The following is a 16,368-nucleotide window of genomic DNA, read 5'->3' as shown; positions in this document are numbered from 1 at the left end:
ATGATGTCGCGCATGGCTGACTCGGCTGTGCTCACGATCGTCTACGCGCCCGGGGACGCGGCGCACGTCGACGCGGTGCGGGACCTCTGGATTCTGGTCCGGGCGGCCGGCTTCGACGCGCGGCTCGAGGCCCGCGACGGCGCCGACGCCGACGCCGTGGTGCTCGAGGTGGGCGACGAGCGGCGCGCGATCGTGAAGGTCGGCGACGAGGAGCTCGCGTGGCTGCGCGCGCGCCGCGCGGCCGAGACGGTCAGCCACGAGCTGCGGCTCGCCGTGGCGGTGGAGGGCAGCCGGGTCCGGTGCGCCGTCACGCTCGCCGGCGAGCTCGTGTGCGAGCGCGACGAGCCGCTGCCGTTCGGCCGGGACGAGGTGTGGGACCTGCTGGACCTGCCCGACGCCGAGGCGCGGCTCGCGCGGCTCGGGCAGCGGCTGAGCCGGGCGCTGTTCGACGCGGACGCGCTGGACTACGTGACCGTCCTGCTCACCGCCGGCGTCGGCGGCACCGTGCTCGACGTCGTCGTCGAGGCGGACGGGCCCGCGCACGAGCTGCCGTTCGAGCTGCTGCGGCTCACCGATCAGCGGGTGCTCGTCGCCGTCGACGGGGTGCGGCTGACGCGGATGGTCACCGGCGTGCGGGTACCGCGGCATCCGGCGTCACCCGGGCCGCTGAAGATCCTCGTGGCGGTCGGGGCGCCCGAGCGCACCGGCAACCCGCCGCTGGACGTCGAGGCGGAGATGCAGGCGATCGTGTCCGTCGTCGGCGGGGTCGGGCGCGCGGAGATCACGATCCTCGAGGTCGCCGGGGTCGCGGAGATCGCCGAGGCGCTGCGCCGCGACGCCTACCACGTGCTGCACCTGTCCGCGCACGGCTCGCCGTACGGCGTGGAGCTCGAGGACCGCGACGGCAACGCGGTCGACGTGCGCGCCGAGGATCTTGTGCGCGCGCTGCGCAGGGGCGGCCGTCCGCTGCCGCTCATCGTGCTGTCCAGCTGCGGCGGGGCCGCCGACGCCGACGCCGGGCTGGCCGTGACCCTGCTGCGGCACGGCGCCGATCGCGTGCTGGCGATGCAGACGTCGATCACCGACTGGTACGCGACGCGCCTGCTCACCGGCGTGTACCGCGCGCTCGCCGAGAACAACGCGACCGTCGCCGCGGCCGTGGCGCGGGCGCGGGCCGAGCTGTTCGACGCCACGGCCGGGGCTCAGCCGCCGAAGCGCCCCGAGTACGCGGTGCCGGCGCTGTTCGCCGCGTCCGACGGGCCCCTGTGGGACGGCGCGGCACCGGCGGTACACCTGGAAAATCCGACGGATCTGCCGACCGGCGCGGGCGTGCGCGAGCTGCTGCTCGGGGACCTGGTCGGGCGGCGCGGGCTGCTGCGCGTGGTGACCCAGACGCTGCGCGACGAGATCGTCGCCGCGCCGCTGGTCAACGGCGTCGTGCTCACCGGGCCGGCCGGGATCGGCAAGACGGCGCTGGCGGGACGGGTGGCGGGCCGGCTGCGCGACGACGCCGACCCGTGGGCGATCGTCGTGCACGTCGGCGCGTGGAACCCGCCGCGGCTGTTCGAGGACCTCGCCGCGGCCGGTGTCGGCGTGAGCGACCCCGACGAGCTGGCCGAGGCGCTGCACGCGCGGCGGATTCTGCTCGTCTTCGACGATTTCGAGCAGAACCTGACCGTCGGCGGTGACGCGTTCGCCGACCCGGGCTTCGGCGAGGTGTTCGCGACCCTCGCCGCTGCCGCCGAGCGCGGCAAGATCCTGGTGACGAGCCGCTATCCGGTGCCGGGAGCGCCCGCGCTGTCCCGGGTGGACGTCGGCCCGCTCAGCAACGCCGAACTGGTCCGGCTCATGCTGCGCCTGCCCGGCCTGCGCGAGCTGTCCACCGAGGACATGGTGCTCATCATGGAGACGGTCGGCGGGCACCCGCGGCTCGTCGAGTTCGTCGACGCGCTGCTGCACGGCGGCGCGCGCCTGCCGGAGGTGACCGAGCGCCTGCGCACGCTGAGCAGCAACGAACAGGTCGAACGCGCGGGCGCGTCCGAGGCGGCCCGCAAGGCGGTCGCGCTCGGCGCGCAGGACGTGCTGCTGACCGAGCTGCTCGACCTCGCCGGCGCCGGCGCCCGCGAGACGCTGCTGCAGGTGGCGGTGTCCCGGATCGCGATGAGCACCGAGGACCTCGCCTTCGCGGCGCTCGGAAGCGAACCGTCCACTGAGGACACCGCGGCGATCGCCGCGCACCTCGACCGGCTCCGCGACCTGACCCTCGTCCGCGTGTCCGACGACGGCGCGGTCGTCGAGCCCTGGCTGCGCGAGGCGCTCACGAAGGCGCAGGGCGACCGGCTGGCCGAACGCCACACGCGCGCGGCGGCCGCTTGCCGGCGGCTCGTCGACGCGGACCGGGCGGACTTCGCGACCGCGCTCGAGGGGGTGTACCACCTCAGCGGCGACGACCTCGCCGACTTCGCCGGCGCGGTGCTGCCGAAGCTCTCCGGCGAGGTGTCGGTCGCGGCGTTGCTCGGCGACGTGACCGAGCGGTTGCCGGCCCGGCATCCGGCGTACCTGTCGCTGCTCACCCGCGAGCGCGACGCCCTCGAGGCCACGGGCAGCACCGCCGCGGCCGCCGAGAAGGGCGAGGAGGCGGTCGCGATCACCGGCCGCGCCGCCCGGGCCGAGCCCGACGACGCCGGCGCGCAGATCTCGCTCAGCGCCGCCCTCGACAGCCAGGGCCGGCTGCTGCACCGCCTCGGCCGCCTCGCCGACGCCCGCCGCGCCTACGAGCGCGCGCTGGAGATCGACACCCGGCTCGCCGCGGCCGACCCCGACGACCTGCAGCTGCGGCGCAACGTCGGCCTGAGCCAGCTCAAGCTCGTGCGCGTCGCGCTGGACGACTCCGACCCGGACCGGGCCCGCGCGGCGGCCGCCGAGTCGCTGCGCATCCGCCGCGAGCTGGCCGCGACCGACCCGCAGAACGGGTCGTTGCAGTGGGATCTGGCGGTCTGCCTCGGTACCGTCGCCGAAACGACCGGACCCGAACAGGCCCGGCCGTTGCTGGAGGAGGCGCTCGGCGTCTGGCGGCAGCTCGCCTCCGGCGATCCGGACAACGGCTCGCTGCAGTCGAACCTGTTCGACTGCCTGTACGCGCTCGCGGACCTGGACGCCGAGCACTTCCGCGACCTCACGATGGAAGCGGCGGCGATCGCGGACCGGCTCACCGACGCGGACTCCGGCAACACCGGCTTCCAGCGCAAACTCCTGCGGTCGTACTGGCGCCTCGGCGACATGGACCTGCGCGCCGGCGACCTGGCCTGCGCCGCGGGGCACTTCGCGGGCGCGATGACCCTCGCGCAGCGGCTCGCCGGCGACGACACCGGCAGCGTCGACGCGCAGCGGGACCTGGCCACCGCGTTCCGGCGGCAGGCCGACTACGCGCTCGCGAACTCCCGGCCGGAGGAGGTCCGCGGGCACCTCGAACGATCGACCGAGGTCACCGAGGCGCTCGTGCACCGCTTCCCGCGCACCGGCGCCCTGCACCGCGACCTCGCCGAGTCCCGCGAGCGCCTCGGCGACTGGCTGCGCGACACCGGCGACCCGGTGCTCGCGCGCGCCCTCTACCGCCTCGCCCTCGCCAGCCGGCGCCGCCGCGCGGTCCTCGACCCCGAGGACACCGCGTCGCGCCTGGCCCAGGCCGAGGTCCACGCGCGCATCGCCGCGCTGGACGAGGCGGCCGGCCATCGGGGCCGCGCGCGCCGGCAGTGGCAGGAGGCCGCCGAACTCGCCCGGGTCCTCGAGGCCGGGAACCGGATGTCGTACTTCGAGCAGCGCCTGGCCGCCACGTCCTGACCCCGCCCGGCGGCGTTCACCCCTCCGCCAGCCGCGCCCTCTCCCCGTGCGGCAGCGGCCCGACGTCCGGGAACGACCCGTCCCCGAACAGCACCCGGGCCGCCGCCGCCCGCCCGGCCCGGCCCCGCATCCCCGCGACCGCCGCCTCCACCAGCGCCGCCGAGCGCAGCCCGCCGAACGCCCGCCGCAGCAGCAGCCGCCCCCAGAACCGGGATCGCAGCAGGCCGCCGTCGTACCGCCGCAGCACCCCCTCGTCCCCGCTGCGCACATACGCCCCGGCGACCGCCGCGGCCAGCTCCGACAGCCGCAGGCAGGGATCGAGCCCGCCCGCGGTCAGCGGCGACACGGCCCCGGCGGCGTCACCGACGAGCAGCCCGCCCGGGCACGCCAGCCGCCGCAGCACCCCGCCGACGGGAATCGGCCCGCCCCGCCGCTCGACCGGCCCCGCCACCTCCGCCCGCCCGGGCGCGTCGCCCGCGAACTCGTCGAGCAGGTGCCGCACACCCTTGCCCATCAGGCGCGCGTACCCCGCCACGCCGACGTGCGCGTGCCGCCCGTCGTCGATGACCCACCCGAGGTACCCGGGCGCGACCCGCGGATCGAGCACGCAGTGGAACGTCGGCGTCTGCCCGAGCCCGGCGACCGGATGGACGATCTCGGCACCCACCAGCATCCGCCGGTTGACGTCGAGCCCGAGGTCCCGCGCGACCCGGGAACGGGCCCCGTCCGCGCCCACGAGGAACCGCGCGTGCACCGGCTCCCGCCCGTGCAGCCGGACCAGGCCGTTCGCGGACCCGTCGTACCGCGTCCCGAGCCAGACCGAGGCGCCCGCGGACTCCGCCTCCCGCCGCGCGTGCTCGTACACGCCGGGCATGTCGGCCACCCGGTACTCGTCCCGGTCGCTCGTGAGCCGGACGGGCCGCCGGCGGGACGGCGGATAGAGCACCACGTCCCGCACTCCGGGCCCGAGCAGGTGCTCGGGCAGCGCGAAGTCCTCGAGCGTGCGCCGCACGAAGATCCCTGTCGTGCGGACCCCGGCCGCCAGCGACCGCCGCTTGTCGACCACCACGACATCGAGCCCCTGCCGCGCGAGCAGCCGCGCGACATGCAGGCCCGCAAGGCCCGCCCCGACGACCAGCACATCGATGCTTTGCACGCACTCGACGCTAGGCCGCGGGGCGCCCGGATCCGCGTCCGTGCACCGAACCTCCCCGACACCTGCACACCCGGGGGCGTTTCAGCTCCGGCGCGTCTCAGCTCCCGGGCGTCTCAGCTGCGGGGCGTCTCAGCTGCGGGGCGCTTCAGCTGCGGTGTGCGATGCCCCAGCGGGGACGGTCCTGCGGCGGCGGAGTCAGGTCGTCAGGGAGGTTGCTGAACGTGGCGGAGTCGTCCACCGGGGCGTAGCCGGGCAGGGTGCAGCCGTACACGCGCGGGGTGTTCGCGGAGACGCCGTGGTACACCCCGAAGCCCACGTCCACCGCGAGCGCCGCCGCGACCAGGCGGTTCAGGTCGCCCGGGCTCAGCCAGCCGCCGCGCCAGCTCGCCGCGAGCGGGCGCTCGGCCACGCCGCCCAGCCGCAGGCACACCGTCGACAGCCCCCACACGTCGGCGTAGCACCGGGCCAGCTGCTCGCCGAGGACCTTGCCGGCGCCATAGGGGCAGCAGGCGTACGGCGGCAGGTCCTCCGGCACGAACGTCCTCCCGGCGTCGACGTGCCCGGCCATCGCGTGCAGCGAAGACGCCAGCACGACCCGCCGCACCCCGTGGGCCACGGCGGCATCGAGCACATTCGCAACGACGTCGGCGTTCGACACGCGCAGTCCCGCCCACGGCGTGTTCGGATCGGCGTTGCCGGCGAGATGCACGACCGCGTCGGCCCCGGCGATGACCTCGCGGGCGAACCCGGCGTCGGCGAGGTCCCCGGTGACGATCCCGCCCTGTGCCGCGCTCCCGTCCCCTGCCGCGCTCCCGTCCCGTGCTTGTGCCGCGCTCCCGTCCTGTGCCTTTGCCGCGCTCCCGTCCCGTCCCGTGCCGCGCTCCCGTGCCTGTGCCGCGCTCACGTCCCGTGCCCGTGCCGCGCTCCCGTCCCGTGCCGCGAGGTCGGTCCGTGCCGCGAGGTCGGTCCGTGCCGCGAGGTCGGTCCGTGCGGCGAGGTCGGTCCGCCGGACGTCCCCGTCGAGCCGCAGCCGCCCCGCGACTCCCCCGGCCGCACCGGTGATCACGATCATGCCCCGACCCTACGGGACCCCGGCCCGCCCGGCATCGCGGTGGCTGCGGCACCATGGAACCGTGATCAGCGTCGAACTGGCCATCGAGCTGCGCGAGGCCGGCCTGCGGTGGCACCCCGCCCCGGGCGACCGCTTCGCCATCCCGGACCGGGGCCTGGACGACCAGGCCTTCGTCCTCAGCGACATGATCATCCAGCTGCACGACCTGCCCGGCGGCGAGGCGGTAATCGGCTTCAACGGCACCACCGAGTGGGCGCTGGACGACGTCGAGCGGGACGAGGCCGTCTGGCTGCCGCACGAGCATCAGCTGCGCGAGCTGCTCGGCCCCGGCTTCCGGGCCCTGGAGCGCTCCGGCGACGGCTGGCGCGTGACCGTGTCGGACCGGCCGGACTCGTTCGGCGCCTCGCCCGAGGACGCGTACGCCCTGGCGCTCCTGCGCGTGCTGCGCGCGGGATGAGCGGCGCTGCTGCGCGTGTTGCGCGCCCGATGAACCGCGGGGTGCGCGTGCTGCGCGCGGGATGAGCGGCGCCGCTGCGCGTGCTGCGCGCCTCCTGCGCGCCTCCTGCGCGTGCTGCGCGCGGCATGAACGGCGCTGCTGCGCGTGCTGCACGCGATGCACGGCGCCGCTGCGCGCGGCATGAACCGATCCGCCGGACGCCGAGTGCGCGGGCGGCGGGTAGCCTTGGCCGCGTGGATCTTCCCGATGGGCTGCGCGACCTACTGGAGCGCAACAGTCTCTGCTACCTGACCACGCTCATGCCCGACGGCTCGCCGCAGATCACCCAGACCTGGGCAGACACCGACGGCAAGCATGTGCTGATCAACACCGTCCGCGGGCACCAGAAGGTGCGCAACATCGAGCGCGACGCGCGCGTCGCCGTGGCGATCGGCGACCCGGACGAGTCGCGGCGCTACTTCCAGGTCCGCGGGCGCGTCGTCGCGGTCACCGAGGAGGGGGCGGCCGAGCACATCGAGGTGCTGGCCCAGCGCTACCTCGGCGGGCCGTACCCGTGGTTCGGCGGCCGCGACCAGGTCCGCCTCCTCGTGACCATCGAGCCGGAGCACATCACCGGTCAGTGACCGCCGCCCACACCCCACCGCGACCGCGGCCGGGCCCGCGCGGTCCCCCCCGACCGCACCTGCCCGGCCGCGCGCAACCACCTCGCGGCCTCGCGCGCGAACGCACACGACGAATGCGCGAACGCCCTACCGACGGCCCCCCAACGACCGCGCGAGTCGACACCGCGCGGACCCGACCAGCGGCACGTGTCCGACACTGCGCGGACCCGACGGCTGCTCACGTCCGACACCGCGCGAACCGACACCGCGCGGACCCGACCAGCGGCTCGTGTCCGACACTGCGCGGACCCGACCGGCTGCTCACGTCCGACACCGCGCGAACCGACACCGCGCGGACCCGCCCAGCCGCGCACGTCCGACACCGCGCGGACTCGACCGGCAGGCCGCGCGCTCAGCCCACGGCGACCGCTTCCGTCCCGGCCGCCACGACCTCGGCCGGGAACGGCGCGCCGCGGGGTGCGAGCGTTCCGCGCACGACGAACATGCCGCCGCGCGCCTCGGGACGCCAGCCGTGCTCGAGCGCGTACTCGACGATGGCGCGCACATCCTTCGGCGTCGCGAAGCACGACTCGTCCGGCTCCGCCGGCTGCAGGTGCGCCTGCAGCACGCGGCCGGTCTTGCCGCCGCCCCACACGCGGACGCGAACCGTGCGGTGCAGGCCGCCGCCGGCGACCGGGACGTACCAGACCGCGGCTCGCCACAGGAAGTCCCGCGGGCCGAGGTGCAGCGTGCGTAGCTTGTGCATGGGTACCCCTTCTCCGGCGGCGCTCCACAGTGGATGGATATCTCGGTACCCGGGGAGGGATTCGAACCCCCAACACGTCGGGTCTGAGCCGACGGCCTCTACCTTTGGGCTACCCGGGCGGGGTGTGCCGTGCCGCGTGGACGACGGGAGCCAGCGGGGAGACTCGAACTCCCTCCTCCGGGTTACGAATCCGGTGCACCACCGGTCGTGCTGCGCTGGCATCAGGCTGAAGTTCTCGTTGTCGTCACGTCTGCTGGGGACCCAGGATTCGAACCTGGACCGGCTGGTTCAGAGCCAGCCATGCTGCCGGTTACACCAATCCCCAACGGTGCCGACCGGCCTCCGGGCCGGCGCACGACGAGTGGACGACGGGATTCGAACCCGCGGCCTTCGCCTTGGCAAGGCGATGCGCTACCGCTGCGCCACGTCCACACAGGAGCGTCCCGCGCTCCTCGAACCATCGGCGGGAGTCGAACCCGCTACTCTTGGGTGGAAGCCAAGCATGTCACCGTGGACACCCCGATGGCCTGGTAGCGAGTAGGGGAGTCGAACCCCTGTTTCCGCGCTGAGAACGCGGCGGCCTGACCGCTGGCCGAACCCGCCAAGCAAAACCCGCGTCCCGTCCCGGAGCCGAAGCGCCGGGAGGGCACGAGATCCATCCGCTGTGGAGTTGTCAACGAACAGCGTTGCGCAGGGGCGACAGGATTCGAACCTGCAACCGTCGGTTTTGGAGACCGATGCTCAGCCAGTTGAGCTACGCCCCTCTGCGGTACGAAAAAGCCGCCCGGTCCCTGTGCGGGGCGGGCGGCTGAGAGCGGCTCTCGTTCGAGCTCTACCCTCGCCACCGTCCCGGCCACCCGGCGCCCGTGAGCAGGCCGGCACCCAGCAGCTGCTGCTGCCCGGTCTCGGTTCCCGTCCACGTCGTCATCGCTGCGGCCTCTCGGTGTGTGCCTCGTTCGCTTACATGGACGACGATACGCAGCGGGGCCGAAGGCGGGCAACGCAATATCTGCGTAAGGTGCTGGGCATGGGGGGCGACGGGTACACGGCACGCCTGGCACCGAAGTGGCGCCGCCTGCTCGTGATCGGCTCGGTGGCCGTGTCGGCGCCGATGCTGTCGTTCGAGCCGGCGGTGCTCGGGGCGGTCGGGGCGCGTGTCGTGGCCGTCGTGCTGATGGCGGTACAGGCGGCGGCTTTGTTCTGGCTCGATGCGCGGCCGCGTGGTGCGGCGGCGATCGTGCTCGCGGCCGGTGCCGGGTTTCAGGTGCTCTTTCCGGCGTTCGGGCCGGGGGTCGCGTTCGTGGTGCTGTGCACCTGCGCGTGGATGCGCCCGGCCGCGGAGTCGCTGTGGCTGCTCGGGCTCGCCGTGGTGGCCGTGTGCGGGCCGGCGCTGGTGCAGCAGCGGTGGCTGCCGGCCGGCCTGTGGCTCGTGGCGTGCCTGCTGGCGTGGAGCTGGGGCGCGCAGGCGCGGGCGCGTGGGGCGCGGCGGGTGGCGGAGCGGCGGCAGGCGGCGCTGGAGGAGCGGGCGCGGATCGCGCGGGAGCTGCACGACGTGCTCTCGCACACGGTGTCGGTGATGGTGGTGCAGGCGGCCGCGGCCGACGACATCTTCGAGGTGAACCCGGCCAAGGCGCGGGAGGCGGTGCGCCGCACCGAGGAGGCCGGGCGGCAGGCCCTCGCGGAGCTGCGATGGTTCCTGCGTACCGTGCGCGAGGACGACGGCGCCGAGGGCTCGCCGCAGCCGTCGCTGGACGACCTCGAGCGGCTGGCCGAGTCGGTGCGCGGGGCGGGGCTGGCGGTCGAGGTGGTGCGGGAGGGCTCGGGTCCGGTGCCCACGGCGGTGCAGCTCGGGGCGTACCGCATCGTGCAGGAGGCGCTCACGAACGCGCTGCGCCACGCGCAGGGTTCCACGGCGATCGTCCGGGTTCGGATCGATGGGGAGGCACTGGTGGTACACGTGCGGGATGACGGCAACGCGGGAGCCTCCCCGTCCGCGAACCGGGGCAGCGGGCAGGGCCTGGCGGGCATGCGGGAGCGGGCGAGCCTGCTCGGGGGGACGTTCAGCGCGGGGCCGCATCCGGACGGCGGGTTCCGGGTGGAGGCGCGGCTGCCGATCGGCGCGGCATCGGGAGGAGCGGCGTGACGATCAGGGTGCTCATCGCGGACGACCAGGCGCTCGTCCGCTCCGGATTCCGGATGATCATCGAGGCGCGCGACGACCTCGAGGTCGTCGGGGAGGCCGGCGACGGCGCGGAGGCGGTGCGGCTCGCGGCGCAGACGGCGCCGGACGTGGTGCTCATGGACGTGCGGATGCCGGGCATGGACGGGGTCACGGCGACCGGGCGGCTGACCGCGGCCGGGCCGGCGCCGCGGGTCATCATCCTCACGACGTACGACCTCGACGAGACGCTCTATGCGGCGCTGCGCGCGGGGGCGAGCGGGTTCCTGCTCAAGGACGTCCGGCCGGCGGAGCTGGTGGAGGCGATCCGGGTCGTGGCGCGCGGGGAGGCGCTGCTGGCGCCGACGGCGACGCGGCGGCTGCTGGACCGGTTCGTGGCCACGGACACGACGCCGCCGGCGCCGGTCGGGGTCCTCGCCCAGCTGACCGAGCGGGAGCGGGAGGTGCTGGGGCTGCTGGCGCGCGGGTCGGCGAACGCGGAGATCGCGTCGCGGCTGGTCGTGACGGAGGCTACGGTGAAGACGCACGTGTCGGCGATCCTGCGCAAGCTCGGGGTCCGCGACCGGGTGCAGGCAGTGGTGCTCGCCTACGACCTCGGGCTGGTCAAGCCGCGCCCCTCATCCTGAAGACTGAGGCAGAAGACCAGTCCGTGGTCCGACGCCGACCGCCGCCGTCCAGCCTAGCGTCGACACCATGGATCCCAAGCAGCGCAACGCGATCCGCATCGTCGTGGGCCTACTCATCGCCAGCGTGTCGATGAGCGCCGTCTTCGCCCTGCTCACCCTCGTCTTCCGCCACGACGTCCTGACCTACCAGCAGGCGCGGCACCCCGGCGCCGACCCGGCCGCGCTCGACCGTACATTGTGGACACGGCCGATCCCGATCCTGGCGGTCGCGGTGCTGTACGTGTGGGTGACGCGGCAGCTGCTCGCCGGGGTCGCGCGGGCGTACCGGCGGGTGCGGATCGTCTCGGCGGCGGGGTTCGTGGCGGTGGCGTACCTGTTCCTGAGCGGCGAGTATCCGGCGTGGATGCGGGGCGTGCAGGCGGTACAACTGCTGCTGCTGGCATCGTTGATCGTGGCGGTGAACCGGCGCGTGGTGCGCTCGGCGTTCCCGGCGGTGCCGGACGAGCGCCCCCGCAACCGCCGGGCCGCGTGGCTGCTCGTGCTCGTCGCGCCGCTCGTCGCCGAGCTCACCCTGGGCACGATCCCGCTGCGCATGGCGTGGGTCCTGCTCGTGTTCTCGCCGTTGTACGGCGGCGGCGCGCTCTTCATCCGCGAGATCGTGCGGCGCACCGGCGGCGGCTACGCGAACCTGCTGCTGATGGGCGTCGCCTACGGGGTGGTCGAGGAGGGCCTGGTGCTGCAGAGCCTGACCAGCCCGCATCTCTACCACGCGGCGGACTGGGCGCCGCGGCTGTTCGGGCTCAACACGGACTACACGCTGCTGAATCTCGTCTACCACGCGGTCTTCAGCGTCACGATCCCGGTCGTGCTCGTCGAGCTGTGCTTCCCCGGGCACGGCACCCGGCCCTACCTGCGCCGCGGCGGGCTGATCGCGACCGGGCTGATCGCGCTGGCCGGGGCCGGGCTCGTGCGGCTGGCGGTGCCGCCGACGGAGGACCCGGGCTACACGATGCCGCTGGGCGCGGTGCTCGTCTTCGCGGCCGTCGCGCTGGGGCTGGGCGTGGTGGCACTGCGGGTACACCTGCGACCGGCGGATGCGCTGCGACCGGCTCGCCCCCTGGCCGTGGCCCTGACCACCGGCGGCGCCGCGCTGCTCTTCTTCGGCCTCGCCTGGCCCTTCGGCGGCGCGAGGCAGCCGATGTTCACCCACGGCACGTGGGCGCTGCTGCCGATGGCGGGCGCGACGGCGGTCGTGGTGCTGCTGGTGTACCGCATGCGCCGGTGGAGCGCCGCGCCGGACTGGACGCGGGCGCACCTAATCGCGGCGTGCACCGGGGCGCTCGCCGCGCACACGGTGTTCGGCCTGCTGGGACAGGCGGACGGCGCCCTGGACCGGGCCTTCCTCGCCACGGTCGCGGTGCTCACGGTGGCGCTCGGTGCGGCGGCAATCCACTACTGTGCGTTGCCTCGCTTCGCGGTGCGTGACGAGCGAAACGTGAACTTGTCTCAGTAGGTTACGGTTGATTGGAACGGAACGGCGCCGACCGAGGTACCCGCCGTCACTCTTCCCAGACGGGTTCGAGCGGGAGGCCGCGTTCGGCTCGGGCCGCGTCGACCAGGCGCTGGATGAGGTCGGTCTTCGCGCGCGTGTAGGTGTCACCGTCGGGGTTCGCGGCGGCCAGGGCCTGCTTGAGGCGGCCGTAGTCGTCGCGGGCGGCGGGGTGGCGCCGGAGGTGGTCGCGGAGGAGACGCTCGTTGCGGGTCGGCCAGGATTCGAGGGTCACGATGTGCAGGTGGACCGCGGGGCGCTCGGCCGGCCCGCGGTCCTGTTGCTGTGCGGGTTCGGCTTTGTCGGGCAGGGCGTTGTTTCGCTCGGCGGCCACGATCGGGGTGGGGACTGCGGCGGTTGCGGGTTGGCCGGTCGGTTCGCCGGTCGGCTTGTCCGCCGGTTGGGCGTCGGGTTCGGCGGTCGCGGGTCGGTCGTCGCGGTGGTCGCCTGGCGCCGGGGTCGTCGCGGGCCGGGCGTTGGGATCGGCGGCGGCCGTCGCGGGCGTCGGCACGAGCACGGACGGCGGCACGGGCGTGGGCACGGACGTCGGCACGGGCACGGACGCGGGCATGGACGCCGTCGCGGGCGTGGGCGCGGGCGCTGGCGTGGGCGCGGGCGCTGGCGTGGGCGTGGGCGCGGGCGCTGGCGTGGGCGTGGGCGCTGGCGTGGGCGCGGGCGCGGGCCTGGCTTCGGGTTCGACACGCCCGGGTGCGGGGCTCGGCTCGCGGCGGTAGAAGAGGCGCTCGGGCATGCCGGTTTCGATCGGCTTGTAGCCGAGGCCGAGGTCGGGCACCGCGGCCAGGGTGTCGACGGCCGCCATGAGGTCGATCACCGGTTTGGCCGGCAGGCCGGGTACCGCGGTGCTGCCCAGGTGTTCGATCACGGTGAACACGCCTGGGTGCGTGGCCTGCAGTTCGGCGATCGCGGCTGCGGCGAGGTGCGGCCAGACCGGGTCGTAGTCGTGGACCTCGATGCTCATGGTGCGACAGTCTGCCCGAATGCGGCTTTGAGCCCGGCGCCGAGGCGGACGGGCGGCCTCGACGGGTGCCGCAGCAGCCCGGGCGCGGCAGCAGCGCAGTGCGGCAGCAGCGCAGTATGGCGGGGCGGACACCTGCGCCGCGGAAGGGCAGGCGGCCCCGCTCGTCCCACACGAACGCGCCCTCGTCAGGGAGCGAAAGGACGCGGGTTGCGCCGCGTCGGGTCGGGTGAGCGCCGGGCGCGTTCGGGCTACGCGCGGGACGTCGAGCGGGCGTGGATCAGGTTCGCCGCCAGCAGCAGGTCGCGGTCGTCCAGGATCGTCGGCGTCGGGGCGTCGGCCAGGACCTGGTGGTGTTCGCCGAAGACCACGCAGCGGTCGGCCAGCGACGGCAGGGAGTCCAGGTCGTGCGTCGCCAGGACGATGGTCTTGCCGGCCGACCGGAGCTGCTCCAGGAGTTCGATCAGCCAGAACTGGGTGCGCGGGTCCAGGGCCGCGGTCGGCTCGTCGAACAGCAGGACCTCGGGGTTCATGACGAGCACCGAGGCGATCGCGACGCGTTTCTTCTGGCCGCCCGACAGCTGGAACGGGGCGCGGTCGGCGAGGTCGGTGATGTCGAGCATGGCGAGGACGTCGTCGACACGCTGGGCGGCCGTCGCTCGGTCCAGGCCCAGCTGCAGGCAGCCGAAGGCGATCTCCTCGCGTACCGACGGGGAGAAGACCTGCGCGTCGGAGTTCTGGAACACGAAGCCGACGCGGGCGCGGAAGCCGTGGTTGAACTGCTCGTCCTCGAGTTTGTCCTCGGTGACCTCCTCGCCGAAGGCGGTGAACGTGCCGCTCTCGGCGAACAGCAGGCCGTCGAGGAGCTTGAGCAGCGTCGACTTGCCGCAGCCGTTGGCGCCGAGCAGGGCCACGGTCTCGCCCGCGTTGACCTGCAGGCTCACGCCGTCGAGGGCGGGGAAGCGCTCGAGGTACCGATAACGGATCTCGCGGCAGTCGAACACCACGCTCATCGGCCGGCCACCAGCAGCGCCGTGGCGAAGAGCGCGGCGCCGGCCACGAACCAGCCGTCGAGGGGCGAGAGCCGGAAGCCGTGCAGGGTGCGGGCGTCGCCGGTGTAGCCGCGGGCGGTCATCGCCTGGTGCACCTCCTCGGAGAGCTGGTGAGCCTTGCCGAAGAGCGTACCGGCGCCGGCCGCCACGAACGCGCGGCCCGCCTTCGTCTGGCGGCGGCCGCCGTCGGGGACGAGGGTGCGGGCCTTGCGGGCGGTGTACATGTCGTCGACCGCGTCGAGCAGGAGGAACAGGTAGCGGTACGCCATCCCGATGATGAGCACGAAGATCTTCGGGACGCCGAGGGCGCGCAGGGCGGCCAGGAGCCGGGCCCACGGCGTGGTCAGGGTGAGCAGCACGACGAGGGAGATCGAGGTCGCGACGCGGGCGATGATGATCCCGGCGCCGTGCAGGCCCTGCTCCGTGACGCCGTGGGTGTGGCCGTGCCAGTGCCACAGCGGCAGCAGTACGTCACCGGGGGTGACGACGGAGAGGGTCGCGGGCAGCACCACGATGCCGGTGAAGATCGGGATGAACAGCCAGACGCGCTTGATGAAGTACCCGAGCGACAGGCCGGAGGCGACCGCGAGCGCCACGGTCACCACGTAGGCGCCGGCGAGGACAGGCAGCGAGTGCACGAGGGCAACGGCGATGAGCAGCCCGAGCATCGACAGCAGCTTGACCCGCGGGTCGAGGCGCTGCAGCAGGCCCTTGGCGGCGGCGACGTCCTCGGAATAGATCGCCTGCCGCAGCACGCCGGACGCGCCGGCGAGGGTCTTGCCGACGAAGCTGCCCTTGCGCCGCCGGCCGATGCAGCCGCACGGGCACAGACCGAGCTCGGGTTGCAGCAGCCAGGCGGGGGCCGAGGTCGAGGCCGGGGCGGTCATGGCCGCACCGGCGGCGTGTCCAGGTCGGCCGCCTCCCGCTCACCGCCGCGCAGCCGCCCGATGAGCCAGGTGACGCCGAAGACCACGGCGGCGACGACGGCCACGCCGATCAAAGCGCTGAGGATGTACTGCCACCAGCTCCCGCCCCCGTAGTCGGGCAGGATCGTGCTGCCCCAGAAGTCGGTGTACTTGGCGAGTCCCGACGGCACGGCGCTGAGCCCGTACTTGCCCAGGTCGAGGTCCTCGGGCGCGTCCTCGCCGAACGCCCCGCCGGGCGCGAGCAGGCCGAGCGGGCTGATCAGGGCCATAATGCCGAGCGTGACCAGCGCGGCGCGCACCGGGGAGACGGGCTTGCGCCGCACCTCGGCCTCGGTGAGCGGCACCTCGGGGGCGTTGATGCGCAGCAGGGGGACGTTGGCGCGCTGCAGGTAGGCGACCACGCCTCCGGTGAGCACGCCCTCGACGAAGCCGGCGATGACCAGGTGGGCGAGCATCATCGCGGGGATCGCCTGCGAGAGGTGGAACGGCGCGTAGAGCGGGGTGCCGTCGGCCTTGTGGAACAGGTCGGGCTGGATGCCGAACTCGACCGCCGTGGCCAGGGCGGACGCGTTGAGCCCGACGTAGGCGCCGGCGACCGCGGCCCACATCCGGCGGCGGGCGGTCAGGGCGGCGTTGCGGGTCAGCAGCCGGTACACCCCATAGCTGACGAACGGCAGAACGATCGCCATGTTGAAGGCGTTCGCGGGGAACGCGAGGATGCCGCCGTCTCCGAAGAAGAGCGCCTGGATCAGCAGGGCTATGGACACGGCGATGCACGCGGCCCACGGTCCCAGCAGGATCGCGATGAGCCCGCCGCCGACGGCGTGCGCGGTCGTGCCGTCGGGGATGGGGATGTTGAACATCATCACCACGAACGAGAACGCGGCGCCGAGCGCGACCAGCGGCACGTACCGGCTCTTGACGACCTTCTTGACGCGCGCGGCCGACTGCCACCACAGCGGCAGCATCGCCACGCCGAACACCAGGCTGGTCTGCGGGCTCAGGTACCCATCGGGAATGTGCACGATCAGCAGTCTTCCGCTATCGCAAGTAGTTTGCAATAGCGAATCAGGTGCGTGAGACAACCCACTGCATCGCAGCGTGCCACTCATGAATGAACACATGAACAACGGCACCCTTCCGGTGGAGTCGCCTTGTACCCCGCCC

The 16,368-nt window shown here is 74.0% G+C and carries 13 protein-coding genes and 7 tRNA genes; 6 read left to right on the top strand and 14 right to left on the bottom strand.

Going from position 1 to position 16,368, the window contains the following annotated elements; translation table 11 throughout:
• The first annotated feature begins 12 nt into the window (after positions 1-12).
• Entirely contained in the window at positions 13-3,840 is a 3,828-nt protein-coding gene (locus ABT369_RS17750; protein WP_350613105.1) for a CHAT domain-containing protein, read from the top strand.
• Between the two features lie 16 nt (positions 3,841-3,856).
• Here ABT369_RS17750 and ABT369_RS17745 read toward each other — a convergent pair whose 3' ends face one another.
• Positions 3,857-4,996 carry an FAD-dependent oxidoreductase gene (locus tag ABT369_RS17745; protein ID WP_350613103.1) on the bottom strand — a complete coding sequence of 380 codons (1,140 nt, stop codon included), beginning with the start codon at positions 4,994-4,996 and terminating at the stop codon, positions 3,857-3,859.
• Between the two features lie 145 nt (positions 4,997-5,141).
• Positions 5,142-6,068: an NAD-dependent epimerase/dehydratase family protein gene (locus ABT369_RS17740; RefSeq protein WP_350613101.1), complete on the bottom strand. Its 927-nt coding sequence runs from the start codon at positions 6,066-6,068 to the stop codon at positions 5,142-5,144.
• Positions 6,069-6,129: 61 nt separating this feature from the next.
• Here ABT369_RS17740 and ABT369_RS17735 point away from each other — a divergent pair, with 61 nt between their 5' ends.
• On the top strand, positions 6,130-6,525 hold the full coding sequence (locus tag ABT369_RS17735) for a pilus assembly protein CpaE (RefSeq protein ID WP_350613099.1): 396 nt from the start codon (positions 6,130-6,132) through the stop codon (positions 6,523-6,525).
• Positions 6,526-6,758: 233 nt separating this feature from the next.
• Positions 6,759-7,148: a PPOX class F420-dependent oxidoreductase gene (locus tag ABT369_RS17730; RefSeq protein WP_350613097.1), complete on the top strand. Its 390-nt coding sequence runs from the start codon at positions 6,759-6,761 to the stop codon at positions 7,146-7,148.
• A 391-nt stretch (positions 7,149-7,539) separates the two neighbouring features.
• Here ABT369_RS17730 and ABT369_RS17725 read toward each other — a convergent pair whose 3' ends face one another.
• The 8 genes from ABT369_RS17725 to ABT369_RS17690 form a co-directional block, all read right to left on the bottom strand.
• Complete coding sequence (locus ABT369_RS17725) at positions 7,540-7,893, bottom strand: hypothetical protein (protein ID WP_350613095.1); 354 nt, start codon at positions 7,891-7,893, stop codon at positions 7,540-7,542.
• 46 nt (positions 7,894-7,939) lie between these two features.
• Positions 7,940-8,012: transfer RNA gene (locus ABT369_RS17720), tRNA-Leu, on the bottom strand.
• Positions 8,013-8,041: 29 nt separating this feature from the next.
• A tRNA-Thr gene (locus tag ABT369_RS17715) sits at positions 8,042-8,113 on the bottom strand.
• A 33-nt stretch (positions 8,114-8,146) separates the two neighbouring features.
• Positions 8,147-8,218, bottom strand: a tRNA-Gln gene (locus ABT369_RS17710).
• A gap of 35 nt (positions 8,219-8,253) precedes the next feature.
• Positions 8,254-8,325: transfer RNA gene (locus ABT369_RS17705), tRNA-Gly, on the bottom strand.
• A gap of 23 nt (positions 8,326-8,348) precedes the next feature.
• Positions 8,349-8,420: transfer RNA gene (locus ABT369_RS17700), tRNA-Gly, on the bottom strand.
• A 1-nt stretch (position 8,421) separates the two neighbouring features.
• Positions 8,422-8,496, bottom strand: a tRNA-Glu gene (locus tag ABT369_RS17695).
• Positions 8,497-8,584: 88 nt separating this feature from the next.
• A tRNA-Trp gene (locus ABT369_RS17690) sits at positions 8,585-8,657 on the bottom strand.
• 263 nt (positions 8,658-8,920) lie between these two features.
• Between ABT369_RS17690 and ABT369_RS17685 the strand changes: the two genes are divergently transcribed.
• The 3 genes from ABT369_RS17685 to ABT369_RS17675 all read left to right on the top strand — a co-directional run bounded on the left by ABT369_RS17685 (position 8,921) and on the right by ABT369_RS17675 (position 12,211).
• Positions 8,921-10,036: a sensor histidine kinase gene (locus ABT369_RS17685; protein ID WP_350613093.1), complete on the top strand. Its 1,116-nt coding sequence runs from the start codon at positions 8,921-8,923 to the stop codon at positions 10,034-10,036.
• On the top strand, positions 10,033-10,698 hold the full coding sequence (locus ABT369_RS17680; protein WP_350613091.1) for a response regulator: 666 nt from the start codon (positions 10,033-10,035) through the stop codon (positions 10,696-10,698). Before ABT369_RS17685 ends, ABT369_RS17680 begins: the two co-directional genes overlap by 4 nt.
• Positions 10,699-10,765: 67 nt before the next feature.
• Entirely contained in the window at positions 10,766-12,211 is a 1,446-nt protein-coding gene (locus tag ABT369_RS17675) for an AF_0692 family protein (RefSeq protein WP_350613089.1), read from the top strand.
• A gap of 46 nt (positions 12,212-12,257) precedes the next feature.
• Here the strand turns inward: ABT369_RS17675 and ABT369_RS17670 are convergent, their stop codons facing one another.
• The 4 genes from ABT369_RS17670 to cbiM all read right to left on the bottom strand — a co-directional run bounded on the left by ABT369_RS17670 (position 12,258) and on the right by cbiM (position 16,226).
• The gene (locus ABT369_RS17670) at positions 12,258-13,226 is read right to left on the bottom strand and encodes a GrpB family protein (protein WP_350613087.1); all 969 of its coding nucleotides are present in this window, start codon (positions 13,224-13,226) and stop codon (positions 12,258-12,260) included.
• Between the two features lie 248 nt (positions 13,227-13,474).
• Positions 13,475-14,236, bottom strand: coding sequence for an energy-coupling factor ABC transporter ATP-binding protein (locus ABT369_RS17665; RefSeq protein ID WP_350613085.1), 762 nt, complete (start codon positions 14,234-14,236; stop codon positions 13,475-13,477).
• Positions 14,233-15,162 (bottom strand): cobalt ECF transporter T component CbiQ, encoded by a 930-nt coding sequence (gene cbiQ, locus ABT369_RS17660; protein ID WP_350613083.1) that lies wholly within the window; start codon positions 15,160-15,162, stop codon positions 14,233-14,235. Before cbiQ ends, ABT369_RS17665 begins: the two co-directional genes overlap by 4 nt.
• Positions 15,159-16,226: a cobalt transporter CbiM gene (gene cbiM, locus ABT369_RS17655; RefSeq protein ID WP_350613081.1), complete on the bottom strand. Its 1,068-nt coding sequence runs from the start codon at positions 16,224-16,226 to the stop codon at positions 15,159-15,161. Before cbiM ends, cbiQ begins: the two co-directional genes overlap by 4 nt.
• Between the last annotated feature and the right edge of the window lie 142 nt (positions 16,227-16,368).

This window comes from Dactylosporangium sp. NPDC000244, assembly GCF_040300725.1.
GTDB lineage: Bacteria > Actinomycetota > Actinomycetes > Mycobacteriales > Micromonosporaceae > Dactylosporangium.
The sequence above is the reverse complement of the archived record's forward strand: the minus strand, read 5'-3'. Positions and strand labels throughout refer to the sequence as shown.

What these genes read in the sequence shown, in the direction of transcription:
- ABT369_RS17740 (WP_350613101.1), bottom strand. Translation starts at nt 6,068, where the DNA reads ATGATCGTGATCACCGGTGCGGCCGGGGGAGTCGCGGGGCGGCTGCGG.
- ABT369_RS17750 (WP_350613105.1), top strand. Translation starts at nt 13, where the DNA reads ATGGCTGACTCGGCTGTGCTCACGATCGTCTACGCGCCCGGGGACGCG.
- cbiQ (WP_350613083.1), bottom strand. Translation starts at nt 15,162, where the DNA reads ATGACCGCCCCGGCCTCGACCTCGGCCCCCGCCTGGCTGCTGCAACCC.
- ABT369_RS17675 (WP_350613089.1), top strand. Translation starts at nt 10,766, where the DNA reads ATGGATCCCAAGCAGCGCAACGCGATCCGCATCGTCGTGGGCCTACTC.
- ABT369_RS17725 (WP_350613095.1), bottom strand. Translation starts at nt 7,893, where the DNA reads ATGCACAAGCTACGCACGCTGCACCTCGGCCCGCGGGACTTCCTGTGG.
- ABT369_RS17685 (WP_350613093.1), top strand. Translation starts at nt 8,921, where the DNA reads ATGGGGGGCGACGGGTACACGGCACGCCTGGCACCGAAGTGGCGCCGC.
- ABT369_RS17670 (WP_350613087.1), bottom strand. Translation starts at nt 13,226, where the DNA reads ATGAGCATCGAGGTCCACGACTACGACCCGGTCTGGCCGCACCTCGCC.
- ABT369_RS17665 (WP_350613085.1), bottom strand. Translation starts at nt 14,236, where the DNA reads ATGAGCGTGGTGTTCGACTGCCGCGAGATCCGTTATCGGTACCTCGAG.